We start from the raw sequence: 18977 nt of genomic DNA, 5'->3' as shown, positions 1-18977 counted from the left end.
GTGCTCGCGGCGTGGCGCTGGCGCCGCCGCCGTCGTGCGAAACATTATCGTGCTCTGTTTGAGAATCCCATGTAGCGCAGCGTAATTGCTGACAATCGATTCAGCACAAGCGGTGCTTGCGCATGCATTCGGATTTCGATTACGACATTGCCCGGGAAACGTGCTGGCGCGGTTTTCCGGCATTGGTGCCGGCTTTCGCTGTCATGCGCCAAGGGAGAGCATCATGAAGACGACTGTTTCGATCCTGTTTGCGGCGGCGCTTACGCTTCCGCTTGGACTTGCATCCGTTCCGGCGCATGCCGTCGTTCTGGATCTGTCGACCATGACCTGCAAGCAGTTCGTCGATGGTGGTGATGACACCATCAAGATGGTGCTGACCTGGATGGACGGCTGGTACAAGGGCGACTCCGACGAGGCGATCATCGACACCGACGTGTTCGTCGAGAACGCCAAGAAGTTCGGCACCTATTGCGGGAAGAATCCGACGATGAGCATCGTCAATGCCGCTGAATCGGTCCTCGGCAAGTAACGCCTGAATAACTACAGCATCGCGAACGCGCTCGAGACCATCGCCACCGGCTTGTTGTCGGTGGCGCTGGAGAGCGTGACGCGGCCGAAGCTCATGGTGCGCCCGAGGCGAACCACGCGCGCATCGGCCAGCACGTCGGAGGCGGTAACCGCGCGCATGAAATGCGTGGTCTGATCGACCGTCGTCATCGGGCGATAGCCGCGATTGGCGGCGACGTTGGCAATCACCATCGCGGTGTCGGCAAACGCCATCAGCGCCTGGCCGGAGACAACACCGCCATTGCGGCACAGCCGTTCCGAGAACGGCATGCGCAGGATCGCACCGGGCTGCCAGTCGGCCGATCCACCCGGCGGCGGGGTGAAGTCGAAACCCTCGATCGACAGATTGAGGTCAAGCACCCACGGTGCAAACACCTCGTCCAGCACCCGCTTTGCTTCCGTGATGCCGAATGCCGCGGTCTGTTGCTGTTGCATGAATGGTTGTTCCTCGGACGATATTTATCCGCCCATTGTAAGGGGCATTCGGCCGAAATGACCATGGCAAGCCCGGTCGGCATTCCCAAACGTCCGCCTGCATTGGCTTGAAAATGCCAGACTTGAGGGGCATGATCGCTACTTCGGGGAGTGGGGCGCGTTCATGTTTCGCCGGGTGGTATTGATTTCGAGCCTGATTGCCGTGGGCCTTGCGCTTAGCGGCTGCACCAAATGCGGTCCGATCTGGGACGACTGGATGCAATCCCCCAAATCCTGCAAGTCGGACCGGCTTTGATCCATACCGGCTTTGATCCACCGTCGGCGCGCGCTTGGCGGCGCGGCTGCGGCGGTGCTATACCGCCCGAAAACGCCGGGAGAGCGTCCCAAAGGAGAGCCTGTTATGAGAATTCTGAGCGCGGCCGCGATGATGGTGTTGCTGATGGCCCCCGCTTACGCGCAAATGCCCAATCTCAACCTGATGCCTGAAGTCGTCACCAGGACTCCGGAGGAGAAGGAACAGGATGCGGTCAGGGATAAGGCCTACAAGGAATCGCTGAAGAAGATTCCCGACTCCAAGGCCTCTTCCGATCCGTGGGGAACCGTGCGCAGCAACGACACGCCCAAGGCGGCTGCGCCAGCCAAGCCGAAGACCGGCAGTGCGGCCAATACCCCTCGCTAGCCGAAAGCCCCCATAGCCCAGACTCGGAATCGTTCTCCGCCGGCCCTATATTGAACGTGTCGTCATGTGTTTCGGAGTTGCGGCATGGTCATGCGCCCGCGCGATCTGGCCAGCCGGATGGCCACCCGGCGCAAGCCGGACGATGGCTATCTGCGCGAGACCTTCACGCTGCCGCGCGAGGTAGCGCGGACGAGGGCGCGCGATTTCCTCAGCCGCTATCCCAAGGCGGCCTATCTGAGCGCGGTCGAGAGCTGGCGCGAACTACCCGGCGGCGACATCGAATTCACGATGCGGCGGCTTCCCAGCGCGGACTAGAAAATCAGGCGTTGGTCGCAAGTCCAGTGCTGCGGGCCAGCGCTTGGAGCCCAGCGCTTGTTCGCGGCCCCCGCCAAGGCGGCCGCTTGGTCGTCGAGATGGTGCTGGCAATGCAGGGAACGGCGAACTAGCCAGATGCGCTTTTTTTCCGCTCGCGGTTGATCCGCAGCTGTACCCGTCTCACCGCGAGCAGATAGAGTTTGGCTTCGGTTTTGCCGGTGACGACCCTGTCGTCAATCCGGAATTGCCATTTCCAGATACCCGGAGCAACCGCAGTCACGGTGTATTCGACGCCCTTGTAGATCATGAAGCAGCCCTGTCCGACCCAAGCCGCATTCAATCCGAGATTGTCACTTTAGATTGTAAATATTATTTGATGCTCGTTGAGGGAATGGGTGGGTGCGGGGCCCCGAACTGGGAGGTCGCTCCGCGCCCGGTGTGCCTGAGCTCGCGGTCAATCTTCAGCTGAACGCGGCGCATCGCGAGCAGGAGCAGTCTCGCTTCCGTTCTTCCCGACCTGACGAGGTCACCGATCCGGAATTGCCAGTTCCAGATCCCCGGAGTTTCCGATCTTGTCAGCGTATATTCTATACCTTTGTGATTCATAGGGAATCTCCCCATACGCCAACTGAATTAACTGAGTTGGGCGGGCAAAGTTTCCATTTGTCCGATAGCGTACTTCGCGGTCGTCTAACGATAAAGCGCGCCTGTGACGCCGTGATCGCTATGCGAGAGGCAATCCCGCGTTCGGCAGTTGGGTGGCCAAGCCGTCTTGCCGGCCCGCCCACGAGCCGCGGCTTGTTGCTTGCCGGCAGCGACCTGGAATGCCCGCGGAGGCAGTCTTTGACCTTCCTGACCTCTCCAAAACGCACCGCGCCGCGCAAGCGGAATATAGTCGCTTGGCGGCGCAGGCTTATACCCCGAGTGATGCAATGTCCCAGGCAGCAATATGTCTTGGCGGCCCTGCAAAAGGTTCAACGTCTTTTAAAAAAATCCGATGCTGAAACGAAGCGATCGCTGCCGCCGTATCTGTCTGACGGCGGGGTGGTCCTCCAGATTATTCCCCGCTGTCGGCGACCCCGTCTGTATGGCCCCATGCGGCGGGGTCGTTTTGCTCTGGCGACGCGCCCGGCGCGGCGGCTTAATCGAAGGTGACGCCGATGCGCTTATCCTTGCGCCAGACGATATGGCACGGCCGCTTCAATTGTTCTGATGGCACGAACAATGTGAAGCGGTCCGGGATGAACAGCGGGGTCACGACCTCGAGCGCTGCGCCGGAGGCCGAGAGATTCCGAACGGTGCAATCAATCCCGCCGCCGCCGAACTCGATGGTTCCGGCCTTCAACGTGCGACGCCGCGGTGCGATCCGGGTCTCGTCCATGGATCCCATTATAGCACTGATTCACCTGCAGATGGATGGTGGGTCCGGGTTCGCGCGGGGGTAAGGCGCGAACACAAGGCGAAAAACTGGCGACCATCCGGTTGGGAACTTTGTTCTTGTCCGGAGAACTACGGGGGAAGGCCGCCTTGCGACGACGGCCTGGCGCCGCATTAAGGTTCGCTCGCCGGAGCCTTTGCGGATCCCGCCTTGAACGCATTTTTCAGGTCGCCCAAGAGGCCGCCAATGAAAGGCGGCCTCTTCAAAGCGTCGGTTACGGCAGGGTTGTCGCGATGTTCCTGATGGTACCGGTATGGAAGCGAATGACGGCTACGACATGGTGGTAAAGATCGCTCAAACGGCCGCCGCCGTTCACGGCGTCCAGTTCGTCGATGGTCAGTTCGCCGACGTTCAGTTCATCGATAGGCTTCTGGCCAATCTCAATCATGCGTCTCTCCTTTGATGGGGATTGCGACAATCACGTTGCAAGGGTGCGCTCGGATGTTCCCGTTGGCTGTGACGGCTGGCACACTCCAAATCGCGTCGAGCGAAGGCACCGATCAATTCGCCGATCGTCGCCGCACAAGTTGCGCTGAGCGGATACGCGGTCAGCACAGCTTCTCGCAACTGGCGAAATAGGACGTCAGGCATTCTTGGATGGCGCTGGCGGCGTCCTCAAACAAAAGAGGCCGCCAAGCAAGGCGGCCTCTCAATTCCGGTTTGCCGGACCGGCACTATCGCATGTGCAGGGTCATCTTCTGCGGCGATACCAGCGGCTGGTGCACGGCGTCCAGCAAGCGGGCGCCCAAAGCCTTCAGGTACGCGTCGACGATCCGGTCGAGGATGGCGCCGCCGCTGACCTGTTCGAGTTGTTCAAACGACATTTCGCAGATTTCGTTGTTGAGTTCGGTCATGTCCGTCTCCTGTTTGCGTGGGCAGGACCATTCCCGCCACCCTGGATGTCAGGGATAGGCTGACCCTCGACGCACCGCTGTGATGACCGTCACACGACGGCTCAGACGCAAAATCGCGACAACAACCCCATGCAAAGTAGAATAGGCCCCGCCGATGACGCCGAGTCGGGTACTGGCCGAAATGGGACACCCGTGAAGGCAAAATCAAAAGCACAACGCCGCCAAGCTGAATAATGCTTGGCGGCGCTGCACCCGAGCTGGAAATTGCAATGCCCCAGCCTGGAGTATACGTCCGGGACAGGACAAGGTTGCTCAAAAGGGACACAGAATTTCGGGAACAAGTGGCAATGGGCGGAGTTGTGAAGGCGCTGCCAGTCCCCAATTGCCCCGGCAGCACAAGCGGCCCCAGTGCCTCTTCCCCGAGGCTGGGGCCGTTTCTTTGGGCGCGCTTAAGACAGTTTCGAGGGCACGGCAAGCGCCAGTGCTTCGATAGCCAGTTTCACGAATGATGGTGGCAGCGCGCCCGGTGAGAGAGACAACGATCAGGATAGCAATACGCTGGCTGCGGGTTGGATGCGCAACAAAGTCGTTCGCGAAATCAATGTGCGGTTATTGGTCGAAGGGAAGATGGACCGATAGAGATCGGCAAACCGATCAAAGTTGCTCGAGGCCAAAAGCAAAAGGAAGTCTTGGAGGACGATGACGAAGAAGGGGCCGCCAACGGAGGCGGCCACGGAGGCCTTGTTCACGGTCGGAGAACTACGGGCAGTGCCGACTCGGGCGGCCTCGTTTACGCGACGGGCGGGTAGCTGGGTTTCGGAAGGCTGATTGCACTCGAATTGATGACGCCCTTCGAAATGACTTTACCCCCTGAGACCGATTCAAGCGCATCGTCGGTCAGTCGCTCCGCATCGGTCAGTTCGCGAATTTCATTCTGGTTGTTCATGGTCCCGCTCCGCGTTGCGGCGCCCTTGTGCGCCGTTGATCTGGAGCGAGTATGGCGGGCGGCTATCGGGGCGACTGTGACAGTCGTCACGAAAGCGTTCCTGCAAAGGAAAGAGTGTGCCGCCAACTGAGGCGGCCGTACTTTTTCTAGGCTGGTTCTGGTGGTTGAAGTCCAGGAGAGGAAAGCCACTCGTTTATGTGAGAGGCCGTTTCTAGCTGCCTGATCTTCCTGAGCAGCGCTTCCTTCTGAGGACCAGGTTTGAGCTTGGTTACCTGTGCTTCTAACCGGGCCTTCTCAGCTGCAATTCGATCTTCGAATGTGTGAGGAACGGATCGGCGACGCTGCATGATACAACCTCGTTGCTGACGGGTCCTAACCGTAGGGTTTGCATGTCCGATCCTATAAAATTCCGATCCCGGACGTCGGTTCCGAAGTGAACACTCCAAAAAAAGGCCGCTGCGCATTTCAACTTCGTCCACCACTAGGGGTCGAAACAGGCCAGTACCGGCCGGTTCGGCCTACCCATTTAGGGGGATGAACAGAGCGCGGCAACATCGCGGCGCTGTGAGGGCCAAAAGGGGCCACCTCAAAAATCACAAGGGATCATTAACTTAGAATGGGGTTGAGAGGGGCAGTACCGATCTCTCTAAAAGAACATATTGCGAACATAGAACAAAGGTGGTACAAGCATTCACCGTCAATCGAATCCCCTGAGATCCTCGTCGTCCGTTTGTCCCGCTAGCGAATCCCCGCCATAAGGAGCACCCATGTCCGCCACTGCCCTGCGTATCGTCGAAGGATCCTCCATGGATAAGACCAAGGCCCTGTCCGCCGCGCTCTCCCAGATCGAGCGCCAGTTCGGCAAGGGTTCTGTGATGAAGCTGGGCAAGAACGATCGCTCGATGGATATCGAGACGATTTCGTCGGGCTCGCTCGGGCTGGACATCGCGCTCGGCGTCGGCGGCCTGCCGAAAGGCCGCGTCGTTGAAATCTACGGGCCGGAATCCTCAGGCAAAACCACGCTGGCGCTGCATACGGTGGCCGAAGCCCAGAAGAAGGGCGGCATCTGCGCCTTCATCGACGCCGAACATGCGCTCGACCCGGTCTATGCCCGCAAGCTCGGCGTCAACATCGACGAGCTCCTGATCTCGCAGCCCGACACCGGCGAGCAGGCGCTGGAAATCTGCGACACGCTGGTGCGCTCGGGTGCGGTCGACGTGCTGGTGGTGGATTCCGTTGCCGCCTTGGTGCCGAAGGCCGAACTCGAAGGCGAGATGGGCGATGCGCTGCCCGGCCTGCAGGCGCGGCTGATGAGCCAGGCGCTGCGCAAGCTCACCGCCTCGATCAACAAATCCAACACCATGGTGATCTTCATCAACCAGATCCGCATGAAGATCGGGGTGATGTACGGCTCGCCGGAAACCACCACCGGCGGCAATGCGCTGAAGTTTTACGCCTCGGTTCGCCTCGACATCCGACGCATCGGCGCGATCAAGGAGCGCGACGAAGTCGTCGGCAACCAGACCCGCGTCAAGGTCGTGAAGAACAAGCTGGCGCCGCCGTTCAAGCAGGTCGAATTCGACATCATGTATGGCGAGGGCGTCTCCAAGATGGGCGAAATCCTCGACCTCGGCGTCAAGGCCGGCATCGTCGAGAAATCCGGCGCCTGGTTTTCCTATGACAGCCAGCGGCTCGGGCAGGGGCGTGAGAACTCGAAAGCGTTCCTCAAGGCCAACCCCGACATGACCGCGAAGATCGAGGCTGCAATCCGCCAGAACTCCGGCCTGATCGCCGAACAGATTCTCGCCGGCCCCCCCGAGCGCGACGCTGACGGCGAAGAGCCGGCCGACGAATAGGACTTTCCGAAATCGCGGATCGCGCGATCCGGGTTTCGACATAGCGGGTGCTGAGGACGTTGAGTTGCCGACGTTTTCAGTGCCCGTTTTGTTTTGCGTATGTGGGTGACTGACATGACGCGTTTGATTTTGACGTCAAGCGACTCGGCAGGCGGGTGTCGCCTGCGCGCCGGCGTCGGTGACATCGTAATTCCGATTGGTCTTCGGTTCGTCTGGGACGAGTTGCCATCCGACGCGAAGCTGGAGGCCATGCTGGGGCCGGGTTCGCTGGATCATTTCCCAGATCATCGGCTTGGAAAGTTTCATTCGGAAGGAATGGGGGCGCTCGATCTCTGCGAGCGTTGCGAAGCCGTTGAACTATGGTTTGATCCGGGGCCCAACGCGCAACTCATCCTCGTGCAGCTTCTGGATTGCCTGAGCTCGCGTGAGCGTATTGTCTCGAAGCTGACCCTATTCCAGGCAGACGTCGACATTGCCAAACAGGTTCCGGAAGCGATTTCAGAATGGAAGCCTCCGGCTGTCAACATCCAGAACGAACATCTCGAAACCGCCAGCATAGCCTGGGACGCCTACCGACGGCCGACGCCGCAGCATTGGGCTGATTTGCTCGACAAGGACGTTAGCGTCCTGCCGCAGCTTCGGCAGACCGTGCTGGAATTGCTCGAAGAGCTTCCCAAGCCCGCAACCGGGCTCGGCGCGACCGAAATGCGAATGCTGGAACTGGTCGCGGCCGGCGACGTAACTCCGTTCGACGTCTTTCCGGCCCACAACAAGCGCAACACGCGACGTGTATTCGGCTATTGGGAGGTTGGCGCGCTGCTGGACGGCTTGGCGCGCGGTCCGGCACCTGCCGTGGCCGGCCTCGAGGAGGGGCCTTTCACGGACGAGATGCACGATGAAGCTGCGCGCCTCGCGCGATACAGGCAGAGCAAACTGTCGCTGACCCCGCTCGGCGAGGCCGTCTTGGCGCAGGCTGAAGATTTCAGCCGGCACAATCCGATCCATCGCTGGTGGGGCGGGACGGAATTGACCAATGACAATTTGTGGCGTTGGGACACGCTGAATCGCGCGTTGATCGCGCCGTGAATTGCCTCGCCGCTGATGAGAAGAGTTCAAATATACTGAGTTGCTTTATTCTGATGCTTAGAATTGGTGAGGTCCATGAAGCCACTAATCCTTGCCGGCGAGTATGGCTGGAATTTCGAACGTTCGGGGCGGACCGAAGCGCCTGCCACATTCTTGTTTCGCCTTGTAGATGGGAAGTTGCCCTCTGCGGACGAACTCGCGGCATATGCTCGGGAACTAACGGAGAAGCACGGTCCCGGAGCCCACTGGTCGGTCTACACGGCCCGCTGGCATCGCCAGCACGACAGTCTCAAGACCCTCAGCCTTGTCGACGTCTGCCGGTCATTCGAGACCGTCGAGCTGTGGTTCGATCCGGCACCGAACGATCAGTTGCAACTGGTCTGGCTGCTCGATCTTCTCAGCTCGCATCCGGAGGTCGTGGCTAAGTTGAAGGTGCGGCTCGTCGATTTCGATCTTCTCATGGCGAAGCCTGAAGAACTTGCCAGATGGAAGGTGCCCGCCGTCGAGGTCACCGAGAGTGAGATCGAGACAGCGAGCATGGCATGGCAGGCGTATCGGTCTGCGACGCCGGAAGCCTGTTTCGATTTGTTGGCCAAGGATTTGAGCGCGTTGCCTTTGTTGAGACCGGCGTTGCTTGACCTGCTCGAAGAACTGCCTTCCTACGCGACTGGACTCGGCGCGACGGAAATGCGCTTGCTGGAACTCATTGCGCGAGGCTACACGCTCACGAATGCGTTGTTCTATCTCTCATCCGTTCGGCAGCGGCGGGTCTTCAACACTCGGGAAATCGGTTTCCTGCTCGAAGGGCTGGCGCATGGTCCTAATCCAGCGATCGCCGGCCTTGACGATGAGTTGCGTACGCTTGACAAGGAGAACGAGCGCGGCCGCGACGAGGCTTACCGACGAAGCTTTCTGTCACTGACTGAGCTTGGCTGGGCAATTGTCGAGCACAAGGAAGATTTCAGCCGCTACAATCCGATCGATCGCTGGTGGGGCGGGACCAGGCTGACCAATGACTGTCTGTGGCGCTGGAATCCGGCGCTTGTCGCGCCTCGGCCATCTCGACCTTTATCGACTTTTGTACCTGGGCCGAAAACCCACCCGTCTCGTGAGCCGCTTTGATCGATGCGAATGAGTTGGCTTCACTGAAGTTCGGCGAAGCCAACACCTTTCACAACGCACAAGCTCACTCCGCCGCCTGCGCGTAATCCTCGACCGGTGGGCACGAGCACACCAGGTTGCGGTCGCCGTAGACGTTGTCGACGCGGCCGACCGGGCACCAGTATTTGTCCGTCCGCGACGTGCCGGCCGGGAAGCAGCCCTCGGCGCGGCTATAGGCGCGGGCCCAGGCGTCGTCGGCGATGTCGTGCACGGTGTGCGGGGCGTGGCGCAGCGGCGAGGCTTCGATCTTCCAGCGGCCTTTCTCGACCTCGGCGATCTCGTTGCGGATCGCGATCATGGCGTCGCAGAAGCGATCCAGCTCCGCCTTCGATTCCGATTCGGTCGGCTCGATCATCAGCGTGCCCGGCACCGGGAAGCTCATGGTCGGAGCATGGAAGCCGTAGTCGATCAGCCTTTTCGCGATGTCGTCGACGGTGACGCCGCTGGTCGCTTTGAGCGGGCGGGGATCGACGATGCATTCATGCGCGACGCGGCCTTTTGCATTTTTGTACAGCACCGGGAAATGCGGATCGAGTTTGCTCGCGATGTAGTTGGCGTTGAGAATCGCGATCTCGGTCGCCCGCGTGAGGCCTTCGCCGCCCATCATCAGGATGTAGATGTAGGAGATCGTGAGGATCGATGCCGAGCCGAACGGGGCGGCCGACACCGGCCCGATCGGATGCGACGTAGCGCCATCGGTCGCTGGGTGGCCGGGCAGGAACGGCGCGAGGTGCGCCTTGACGCCGATCGGTCCCATGCCGGGGCCGCCGCCGCCATGCGGAATGCAGAACGTCTTGTGCAAATTGAGATGGCTGACGTCGGCGCCGTAATCGCCGGGCCGCGACAGGCCGACCTGCGCATTCATGTTGGCGCCGTCGAGATAGACCTGTCCGCCATGGCCGTGCACGATGTCGCAGATATCGCGGATATGCTCCTCGAACACGCCATGCGTCGAGGGGTAGGTGATCATGATCGCGGCGAGGTTCTTCGAATGCTTCTCGGCCTTCGCGCGCAGGTCGTCCACGTCGACGTCGCCTCTGATGTCACAGGCGACCACCACGACATCCATGCCGACCATCGCGGCGGAGGCCGGGTTGGTGCCGTGCGCGGAGGAGGGGATCAGGCAGATTTTGCGATGCGGCTCGCCGCGCGCGGCGTGATAGCCGCGGATCGCCAGCAGCCCGGCATATTCGCCCTGCGCGCCGGAGTTCGGCTGCAGCGAAATCGCGTCATAGCCGGTGATGTCGCACAACCATTTTTCCAGCCGCGCGAACAGCGCGTGATAGCCCCTGGCCTGTTCGTCCGGAGCGAACGGATGCAGGCTGCCGAACTCGGCCCAGGTCAGCGGGATCATCTCCGCCGTCGCGTTGAGCTTCATCGTGCAGGATCCGAGCGGAATCATCGCGCGGTCGAGCGCGAGATCGCGGTCCGAGAGCTTGCGCATGTAGCGCAGCAGTTCGGTCTCGGAGCGGTGGGCGTGAAATACCGGATGGGTCAGGAACGCGGTGGCGCGCTTCAACTCGGCTGGAAGCGCCTCACGTGCACCAATTTCGACCTCCGCGTAGGACAGCTTGCCGCCGAACGCGCGCCACACCGCCTCGATCACGGCCGGCGTCGTGGTCTCATCCACCGAAATTCCAAGCGTGCCGTCTCCGAGACGCAGATTGATCTTCTCAGTCCGGGCGCGGGCGACGATCTCGTTCTGCTTCGCGCCTGATGAAACCGTGACGGTGTCGAAGAAATTCTGTGACGCCGGCGCAAAGCCGAGTTTTGTCAGTCCCGCCGCCAGCACGGCGGCGCGCCGGTGTACCTGGCGCGCGATGTACGTCAGTCCTTCGGGGCCGTGATAGACCGCGTACATCGAGGCGATCACCGCCAGCAGCACCTGCGCGGTGCAGATGTTGGAGGTCGCCTTTTCGCGGCGGATATGCTGCTCGCGGGTTTGCAGCGCGAGACGATAGGCCGGCTCGCCGCGCGAATCCACCGACAGCCCGACGATGCGGCCGGGCAGCGAGCGCTTCAGCGCGTCGCGCACCGCCATATAGGCGGCGTGCGGTCCGCCGTAGCCCATCGGCACGCCAAAGCGCTGCGCCGATCCGATTGCAATGTCCGCGCCGAGTTCGCCGGGCGAGGCCAGCAGCGTCAGCGCGAGCAGATCTGCGGCGACGACGGCAAGCGCCCCCTTGGCGCGCAGCGATGCAATCGCGGGGCGCAGATCACGCACCACGCCGGAGCTCCCAGGGTATTGCAGCAGCGCACCCAACACATCCGCCTTGTCGAGATCGGCGAGGGGATCGCCGACGATCAGCTTCCAGCCTAGCGGCTCGGCACGGGTGCGCAGCAGCGCCAGCGTCTGGGGATGCACGTCCGCATCGACGAAGAACGATTTGCTCTTCACCCCAGAGAAGCGCTCCGCCAGCGCCATCGCTTCGGCCGCAGCCGTCGCTTCATCGAGCAGCGAGGCGTTGGCGACGTCGAGGCCGGTGAGGTCGCAGATCATGGTCTGGAAGTTGAACAGTGCCTCCAGCCGGCCCTGGCTGATCTCGGGCTGGTAGGGCGTATACGCCGTGTACCAGGCCGGGTTCTCCAGGATGTTGCGCTGGATCACCGCGGGCAGGATGGTGCCGGAATAGCCTTGGCCGATCAGCGAGGTGAACACCTGGTTCTGCGCGGCAAGTTCCCCCATATGCGCCAGCGCTTCGGTCTCGCTCAACGCGCGCCCGAGATCGAGCGGCATCTTCTGCCGGATCGAGGACGGCAGCGTCTGGCTCATCAACTCGCCAAGGCTTTTCGCGCCGACGCTCTCCAGCATCGCCGAGATGTCACGGGGCGAGGGGCCGATATGGCGGCGCACGAAATCGGTGGCGGGTTCGTTCAGGGGCTTGAAGGGCGCGTTCATGGGCTATTCCTTGTCACGTCGAATGCAATGAGTACGTCTTGGACGCAGACAGAAAGTCGTGGATGCCCGGGACAAGCCCGGGCATGACGGAGAGAGTGTTTTGGGTCGGGGCTGATTCAAACGAACCTCCAACGCGCTAGTCTCTCACGCGGTGTGCTTGGCGTAGGCGGCCTCGTCCATCAGGCCGTCGAGTTCGCTTTTGTCCGCAATCTTCAGCTTGAAGAACCAGGCCTTGCCGGCGGCGTCGGAATTCACCAGCGCGGGTTCGGCGGCGAGTTCCTCGTTGACCTCAAGCACATCGCCGGAGATCGGCGCGTAGACGTCGGAGGCGGCCTTGACGGATTCGACGACGGCGGCGGCCTCCGCCTTCTTCAGGCTGCGGCCGACCTTGGGCAGTTCGACGAACACGACGTCGCCGAGCTGCGACTGCGCATAATCCGTGACGCCGATGGTGGCGACATCGCCCTCGATGCGGAGCCATTCATGGTCGGTTGTGAACAAGATCGTCATGGAACTTCCTCAGCGTTTATAGGTGTTGGGAACGAATGGCATGGCGGCGACCTGCAGCGGCAGGCGCTGGCCGCGGACTTCGGCGAAAACCTGCGTGCCGGCTGCGGCGAGCTGTGACGGCAGATAGCCCATCGCGACGGGTGCATTGAGGCTCGGGCCGAAACCGCCTGAGGTGACCTTGCCGATCGGCTCGGCGGAGGTTGCGTCCGCAAACAGCACAGCGCCTTCGCGCACCGGCGCGCGGCCTTCGGGCCGCAGGCCGACGCGGCGGCGCGCGGCGCCTTTTTCGAAATGGGCCAGGATAATTTCGGCACCGGGAAAACCGCCGGCGCGCGCGCCGCCGGTGCGGCGGCTTTTCTGCACCGACCATTCCAGCGCGCCCTCGACCGGGGTGGTCGTGGTGTCGATGTCGTGGCCGTACAAACAAAGTCCGGCCTCGAGCCGCAGGCTGTCGCGGGCGCCCAATCCGATCGGCAGCACGTCGCTGTTCTCCAGCAGCGCGGTCACCAGCGCTTCGGTGTGTTCAGCCGGAACCGAAATCTCAAACCCGTCTTCACCGGTATAGCCGGAACGCGAAACGAAGCAGTCGAAGCCCGCGACCTTGCGCGGACCGGTGTCCATGAATTTCGTCCCGCCGACATCTGCACAAAACTTCGCCAGCGCGGATTCGGCCTTCGGCCCCTGCAGCGCGATCAGCGCGCGGTCAGCCAGCGAATCGATCACGCAGACATCCGAAAGGTGCGCGCGCAGATGCGCCTCGTCCTCGGCCTTGCAGGCGGCGTTGACCACCAGAAACAGATGGTCACCGAAATTCGCCACCATCAGGTCGTCGAGAATGCCGCCATCGGGATTGGTGAACTGCGCGTAGCGTTGCCGCCCGGGCGCCACCGCCACGATGTCCTGCGGCACCAGCCGCTCCAGCGCCAGTGCTGCGTCCTCGACCTTGCCGGATTTCGGCCGCAGCGCGAGCTGGCCCATATGCGAGACGTCGAACAGGCCGGCGGCACTTCGCGTGTGCTGGTGTTCCCGGAGCACGCCGGCGGCGTACTGCACCGGCATTTCATAGCCGGCAAACGGAACCATCTTGCCGCCGCGTGCCACATGGAGCGCGTGCAAGGGTGTGTGATGTAAAGGAGTTTCGTCGCTCGCCAGCATCCCAAGGACCCTCCAGGGTTCGGGGACCAGCCCCCGAAAACCCAAAGAAAGCCCCATCTGTCGCTGTGCCTGAGAGTATTATCCCGTCGGCGGACACCCCTGGGCCAAAGCCCTTCGGCGTCTCTTTCCAGATGCTAGTCCGTCACGGGGTCCGTTTGCCTGAGAGTTTCCGGGGCGGTTGCTCCTTCGGCGCCGGCGCTTAAGCCGATCTCTCCCGACGTGACGTCTTGAACAGGGGTAGGAAAACACGGCGCCACCATGGCTGTCAACGCGCGGAAGCGCCTATCAACCAGTCTTGTGTGCTGCGGCAAGCCTATGATCCGCCTGCACAGTTTCTGGACACCGCCTTTGGCCTTGTCTAAAAGCGTTCGGCCGGCAGAAAAGGCTATTTGCGGCCTGACCCGGTCCTATTTTCCGATTGGATGAACATGAGCGGCGTCAACGAGATCAGGTCGACATTTCTGAATTACTTCAAGGCGAATGGTCATGAGATCGTGGCCTCGTCGCCGCTCGTGCCGCGCAACGACCCGACCCTGATGTTCACCAATGCCGGCATGGTGCAGTTCAAGAACGTCTTCACCGGCGTCGAGAAGCGCCCGTATCAGCGCGCCACCACGTCGCAGAAATGCGTCCGCGCCGGCGGCAAGCATAACGACCTCGACAATGTCGGCTACACCGCGCGCCATCTCACTTTTTTCGAGATGCTCGGCAATTTCTCGTTCGGCGATTACTTCAAGGAGCGCGCGATCGAGCTCGCCTGGAACCTGATCACCAAGGATTTCGGGCTGAAGAAGGACAAGCTGCTCGTCACCGTCTATCACACCGACGACGAGGCGGCCGCGCTTTGGAAGAAGATCGCGGGCTTTTCCGACGACCGCATCATCCGCATCCCGACCTCGGACAATTTCTGGGCCATGGGTGATACCGGGCCCTGCGGTCCCTGCTCGGAGATTTTCATCGATCGCGGTGAGCACATCTGGGGCGGTCCGCCCGGCAGCCCGGAAGAGGATGGCGATCGCTTCCTCGAATTCTGGAACCTCGTCTTCATGCAGTTCGAGCAGGTGACGAAGGAAGAGCGCCAGCCGCTGCCGCGTCCCTCGATCGACACCGGCCTCGGGCTGGAGCGCATGGCCTGCATCCTGCAGGGCGTCGAGAGCGTGTTCGAAACCGATCTGTTCCGTCACCTGATCGATGCCACCGCTTCCGCGCTCGGCGACGGACCGCAGGAGCAGAACGTGGCGTCGTTCCGCGTCATCGCGGACCATCTGCGCTCCTCCGCCTTCCTGATCACCGACGGCGTGCTGCCCTCGAACGAGGGCCGCGGCTATGTGCTGCGCCGGATCATGCGCCGCGCGATGCGTCATGCGCAGTTGCTCGGCGCGCGCGATCCCTTGATGCATCGGCTGGTGTCGGCGCTGGTGCGCGAGATGGGCCAGGCCTATCCGGATCTGGTGCGGGCGGAAAAGCTGATCGAGGAAACGCTGCGGCTGGAAGAAACCCGCTTCCGCAAGACGCTGGCGCGCGGCCTTTCCATTCTCGACGAGAAGAGCAGTTCGCTGAAGAAGGGCGACATGTTCGACGGCGATACCGCGTTCACGCTGTACGACACCTACGGCTTCCCACTCGATCTCACGCAGGACGCGCTGAAATCGCGTGGCATCAGCGTCGATCTTGCCTCGTTCACCGATGCGATGGAAAAGCAGAAGGAAAAGGCGCGCGCGTCGTGGTCCGGAAGCGGGGATACCGCGAGCGAGAACATCTGGTTCCCGTTGCGCGAAAAACTCGGCGCCACCGAATTCCTCGGTTATGAAACCGAGAGCGCCGAGGGCGTGGTTTCCGCGCTGGTGAAGGACGGCAAGGATGCCGACAGCCTCAAGGCCGGCGAGACCGGTTCGATCGTTCTGAACCAGACGCCGTTCTATGCGGAGTCCGGCGGCCAGGTCGGCGACACCGGCGTGATGATCGGCGAGGGCGTCAAGTTCCGTGTGACCGATACGCAGAAGCGGGCCGGCGATCTCTTCGTGCATCAGGGCACGGTGGAGCAGGGCACGCTGAAGGTCGGAACTGCGTTGCAGCTCGAGGTCGACCATATCAGGCGCTCCTCGATCCGGGCACATCACTCGGCGACGCATCTGCTGCACGAGGCGCTGCGCCAGGTGCTCGGCGACCACATCGCCCAGCGCGGCTCGCTCGTGGCGCCCGATCGCTTGCGCTTCGATTTCGTGCACCAGAAGCCGATCACGGCGGAAGAACTCGCGCGCATCGAGGATATCGCCAACGAGGTGGTGCTGGAGAATGACGAAGTCACGACGCGCCTGATGGCGGTCGACGATGCCCGCGAAGCCGGGGCGCGCGCGCTGTTCGGCGAGAAATATGGCGATGAGGTGCGCGTGGTGTCGATGGGCAAGCAGGCCCGCGACCAGGGCCAGAACACACTCGGCTGGTCGGTGGAATTGTGCGGCGGCACCCATGTTCGCCGCACCGGCGACATCGGCCTGATTTCAGTGACCGGCGAAAGCGCGGTTGCCTCCGGCGTCCGCCGCATCGAGGCGCTGACCGGACGGCATGCGCGCAAGCACGCCAACGACACCATGCAGCTTGCGAGGAATGCGGCCGGCGAGCTGCGCACCTCGGTCGAGGAAATGCCGGCGCGCATTGCCGCGCTGGTGGAAGAGCGCAAGAAGCTCGAGCGCGACCTGTCGGACGCGCGCAAGAAGCTCGCGATGGGCGGCGGCGGAGGCAATGGCGCCGCGGCTACCAGCGGCGTGCGCGAAGTCGGCAACGTCAAGCTCCTGGCGCGTGCGGTCGAAGGCGTCGAGACCAAGGACCTCAAGAGTCTGGTCGACGACGGCAAGAAGCAGATCGGATCCGGCGTGGTTGCGATCGTCGGCGTCACCGAGGATGGCAAGGCCGGCGTGGTGGTCGGCGTCACGGCCGACCTGACCTCGCGCTTCAGCGCGGTCGATCTCGTCAAGATCGCCTCGGTAACGCTCGGCGGCAAGGGCGGCGGCGGACGGCCCGACATGGCGCAGGCCGGCGGGCCCGATGGCGCCAAGGCGGATGCTGCGCTGTCGGCGATCGAACAGGCGATGGCCGGAGCGTAGCGACGCGCTGCGCGATAGCCGGGGACGCGCCCGACGACTAGGCGCGTCGTTCAGGGCTTGCGCAGGAACACGTAGTCCGCCGAGTACGGCACGTTCAGGAAGCTGCCGACGGTCTCGCAGGCGCCGTCGCGCTTGCCGCCCTTGGTGTTGATCCGCTGCACGGTAGTAACATCGGCCAGGACGCCGCTGCCGCGCCGGGAGGTCACTTCAAGCTTCAGCCACGGGATGTCGTTCGCGGTCGCGCCGGGGGCGTTCCCGGCGACCTTGGCGGCCACCGCGCTGCCGTCGCTGTGTTCCCAGTTCGGTCCGGCATAGTGGCGGCCGACGGTCTTGCCGTCGGCCAGTAGCGTCGCGATCGGTTCGCGGAACGACCAGATCGCCTTGCCGTCGGCGCCGGCCTTGCATTCGTAGACCTGCGCGCCTTCGGCATGCAGGGTCACGACGACGGTTTGGCCGGGTGCCGCGATGGTGTCGGGAAGCGGGTCGGCGGCGCGCGTGGTCGTCGAACTCGCGAGCAGCAGGACAATCGCAGCAATACGCGGTGGAAGCATGACGATGCTCCAGACTCGTCATTGCGAGGAGCGAAAGCGACGAAGCAATCCATTCTTCGTTCGGCAGAGGATGGATTGCTTCGCTTCGCTCGCAATGACGTTGATGGGTGTACGCTTGTAGCGCCGAGGCGGCTTACTTCGCCGCCATGGCCTTGGTCATGTTTTCCGCGACCTTGTCGAGGAAGCCTGTCGTGGAGAGCCAGCGCTGGTCGGCGCCGACCAGGAGCGCGAGGTCCTTGGTCATGTAGCCGGCCTCGACGGTATCGACGCAAACCTTCTCCAGCGTGTTGGCAAACTTCGCCAGTTCCTCGTTGTTGTCGAGCTTGGCGCGGTGCGACAGGCCGCGGGTCCAGGCGAAGATCGAGGCGATCGAGTTGGTTGAGGTTTCCTTGCCCTTCTGGTGCTCGCGGTAGTGGCGGGTCACCGTGCCGTGGGCGGCCTCGGCTTCCACGGTGTCACCGTCGGGCGTCATCAGCACCGAGGTCATCAGGCCGAGCGAGCCGTAGCCCTGCGCAACCGTGTCGGACTGCACGTCGCCGTCGTAGTTCTTGCAGGCCCAGACATAGCCACCCGACCACTTCATCGCGGCCGCCACCATGTCGTCGATCAGGCGGTGTTCATAAGTGATCTTCTTCGCCTCGAACTTGGCCTTGAATTCCTTGTCGTAGATGTCCTGGAAGATGTCCTTGAACCGGCCGTCATAGGTTTTCAGGATGGTGTTCTTGGTCGACAGATAGACCGAGTAGCTCTTGGCGAGGCCCTGGTTGAACGAGGCGCGGGCGAAATCGGCGATCGAGTCGTCGAGATTGTACATCGCAAGCGCAATGCCGGCGCCCGGCGACTTGTAGACTTCGCGCTCGATCACCTGGCCGTCCTCGCCGACGAATTTCATCGTCAGCGTGCCCTTGCCGGGGAACTTGAAATCGGTGGCGCGGTACTGGTCGCCGAAGGCGTGACGGCCGATGATGATCGGCTTGGTCCAGCCGGGCACCAGGCGCGGCACGTTCTTGCAGATGATGGGTTCGCGGAACACCACGCCGCCGAGGATGTTGCGGATGGTGCCGTTGGGCGACTTCCACATTTCCTTGAGGCCGAATTCCTTCACCCGGGCCTCGTCCGGGGTGATGGTGGCGCATTTGACGCCGACGCCGACCTTCTTGATGGCGTTGGCGGCGTCGATCGTGACCTGGTCATTGGTCTTGTCGCGGTATTCCATCCCGAGGTCGAAATACATCAGGTTCACGTCAAGGAACGGGTTGATCAGCTTGTCCTTGATGTACTGCCAGATGATCCGGGTCATCTCGTCGCCATCGAGTTCGACGACGGGGTTGGTCACCTTGATTTTTGCCATGACGGAGGGGGCCTTTTTTGGAAAACCGCGCGTTGAGCGGCGGATGGGATGGTGGTGCCGTCGCTATAGC

Annotated in this window: 18 protein-coding genes and 1 riboswitch; of the genes, 7 read left to right on the top strand and 11 right to left on the bottom strand. The window is 62.2% G+C overall.

Features of this window, described 5'->3' with window-relative positions:
* Positions 1-223: 223 nt before the first annotated feature.
* Positions 224-529 (top strand): HdeA/HdeB family chaperone, encoded by a 306-nt coding sequence (locus JQ629_RS17065; RefSeq protein ID WP_192734196.1) that lies wholly within the window; start codon positions 224-226, stop codon positions 527-529.
* Between the two features lie 11 nt (positions 530-540).
* On the opposite strand, the gene JQ629_RS17060 is transcribed toward JQ629_RS17065, so the two are convergent.
* Positions 541-1002, bottom strand: coding sequence for a PaaI family thioesterase (locus tag JQ629_RS17060; RefSeq protein WP_212413652.1), 462 nt, complete (start codon positions 1000-1002; stop codon positions 541-543).
* 400 nt (positions 1003-1402) lie between these two features.
* On the opposite strand from JQ629_RS17060, the gene JQ629_RS17055 reads away from it, so the two are divergent.
* Positions 1403-1681 (top strand): hypothetical protein, encoded by a 279-nt coding sequence (locus tag JQ629_RS17055; protein WP_212413651.1) that lies wholly within the window; start codon positions 1403-1405, stop codon positions 1679-1681.
* An 84-nt stretch (positions 1682-1765) separates the two neighbouring features.
* On the top strand, positions 1766-1996 hold the full coding sequence (locus tag JQ629_RS17050; RefSeq protein WP_212264358.1) for a hypothetical protein: 231 nt from the start codon (positions 1766-1768) through the stop codon (positions 1994-1996).
* A 127-nt stretch (positions 1997-2123) separates the two neighbouring features.
* On the opposite strand, the gene JQ629_RS17045 is transcribed toward JQ629_RS17050, so the two are convergent.
* The 5 genes from JQ629_RS17045 to JQ629_RS17025 form a co-directional block, all read right to left on the bottom strand.
* Positions 2124-2303 (bottom strand): hypothetical protein, encoded by a 180-nt coding sequence (locus tag JQ629_RS17045; RefSeq protein ID WP_212035073.1) that lies wholly within the window; start codon positions 2301-2303, stop codon positions 2124-2126.
* Positions 2304-3137: 834 nt separating this feature from the next.
* The gene (locus tag JQ629_RS17040) at positions 3138-3377 is read right to left on the bottom strand and encodes a PilZ domain-containing protein (RefSeq protein ID WP_192734191.1); all 240 of its coding nucleotides are present in this window, start codon (positions 3375-3377) and stop codon (positions 3138-3140) included.
* A gap of 271 nt (positions 3378-3648) precedes the next feature.
* Positions 3649-3822 carry a hypothetical protein gene (locus JQ629_RS17035; protein ID WP_192734190.1) on the bottom strand — a complete coding sequence of 58 codons (174 nt, stop codon included), beginning with the start codon at positions 3820-3822 and terminating at the stop codon, positions 3649-3651.
* Between the two features lie 286 nt (positions 3823-4108).
* On the bottom strand, positions 4109-4288 hold the full coding sequence (locus tag JQ629_RS17030) for a hypothetical protein (RefSeq protein ID WP_212204474.1): 180 nt from the start codon (positions 4286-4288) through the stop codon (positions 4109-4111).
* 790 nt (positions 4289-5078) lie between these two features.
* Positions 5079-5234 (bottom strand): hypothetical protein, encoded by a 156-nt coding sequence (locus JQ629_RS17025; protein ID WP_212264359.1) that lies wholly within the window; start codon positions 5232-5234, stop codon positions 5079-5081.
* A 767-nt stretch (positions 5235-6001) separates the two neighbouring features.
* Here JQ629_RS17025 and recA point away from each other — a divergent pair.
* The 3 genes from recA to JQ629_RS17010 all read left to right on the top strand — a co-directional run bounded on the left by recA (position 6002) and on the right by JQ629_RS17010 (position 9298).
* Complete coding sequence (gene recA, locus JQ629_RS17020; RefSeq protein WP_192734187.1) at positions 6002-7090, top strand: recombinase RecA; 1089 nt, start codon at positions 6002-6004, stop codon at positions 7088-7090.
* 114 nt (positions 7091-7204) lie between these two features.
* The gene (locus JQ629_RS17015) at positions 7205-8176 is read left to right on the top strand and encodes a hypothetical protein (protein ID WP_212413650.1); all 972 of its coding nucleotides are present in this window, start codon (positions 7205-7207) and stop codon (positions 8174-8176) included.
* 75 nt (positions 8177-8251) lie between these two features.
* Complete coding sequence (locus tag JQ629_RS17010) at positions 8252-9298, top strand: hypothetical protein (RefSeq protein WP_212035079.1); 1047 nt, start codon at positions 8252-8254, stop codon at positions 9296-9298.
* Between the two features lie 64 nt (positions 9299-9362).
* Here the strand turns inward: JQ629_RS17010 and gcvP are convergent, their stop codons facing one another.
* The 3 genes from gcvP to gcvT all read right to left on the bottom strand — a co-directional run bounded on the left by gcvP (position 9363) and on the right by gcvT (position 13901).
* Complete coding sequence (gcvP, locus tag JQ629_RS17005) at positions 9363-12236, bottom strand: aminomethyl-transferring glycine dehydrogenase (protein ID WP_212413649.1); 2874 nt, start codon at positions 12234-12236, stop codon at positions 9363-9365.
* 144 nt (positions 12237-12380) lie between these two features.
* Entirely contained in the window at positions 12381-12746 is a 366-nt protein-coding gene (gcvH, locus tag JQ629_RS17000) for a glycine cleavage system protein GcvH (protein ID WP_192734185.1), read from the bottom strand.
* Between the two features lie 9 nt (positions 12747-12755).
* On the bottom strand, positions 12756-13901 hold the full coding sequence (gcvT, locus tag JQ629_RS16995) for a glycine cleavage system aminomethyltransferase GcvT (protein WP_212413648.1): 1146 nt from the start codon (positions 13899-13901) through the stop codon (positions 12756-12758).
* 137 nt (positions 13902-14038) lie between these two features.
* Positions 14039-14129, bottom strand: a riboswitch (glycine riboswitch).
* 200 nt (positions 14130-14329) lie between these two features.
* Between gcvT and alaS the strand changes: the two genes are divergently transcribed.
* Positions 14330-17005: an alanine--tRNA ligase gene (gene alaS / locus JQ629_RS16990; RefSeq protein ID WP_212413647.1), complete on the top strand. Its 2676-nt coding sequence runs from the start codon at positions 14330-14332 to the stop codon at positions 17003-17005.
* A gap of 50 nt (positions 17006-17055) precedes the next feature.
* Here alaS and JQ629_RS16985 read toward each other — a convergent pair whose 3' ends face one another.
* Positions 17056-17556: a DUF3455 domain-containing protein gene (locus tag JQ629_RS16985; RefSeq protein WP_212413646.1), complete on the bottom strand. Its 501-nt coding sequence runs from the start codon at positions 17554-17556 to the stop codon at positions 17056-17058.
* A 133-nt stretch (positions 17557-17689) separates the two neighbouring features.
* The gene (locus JQ629_RS16980; RefSeq protein WP_212413645.1) at positions 17690-18907 is read right to left on the bottom strand and encodes an NADP-dependent isocitrate dehydrogenase; all 1218 of its coding nucleotides are present in this window, start codon (positions 18905-18907) and stop codon (positions 17690-17692) included.
* Between the last annotated feature and the right edge of the window lie 70 nt (positions 18908-18977).

Source organism: Bradyrhizobium sp. AUGA SZCCT0222, from assembly GCF_018130205.1.
GTDB lineage: Bacteria > Pseudomonadota > Alphaproteobacteria > Rhizobiales > Xanthobacteraceae > Bradyrhizobium.
Note: the sequence above shows the minus strand (reverse complement) of the source record. Positions and strands in the feature narration are given on the sequence as shown.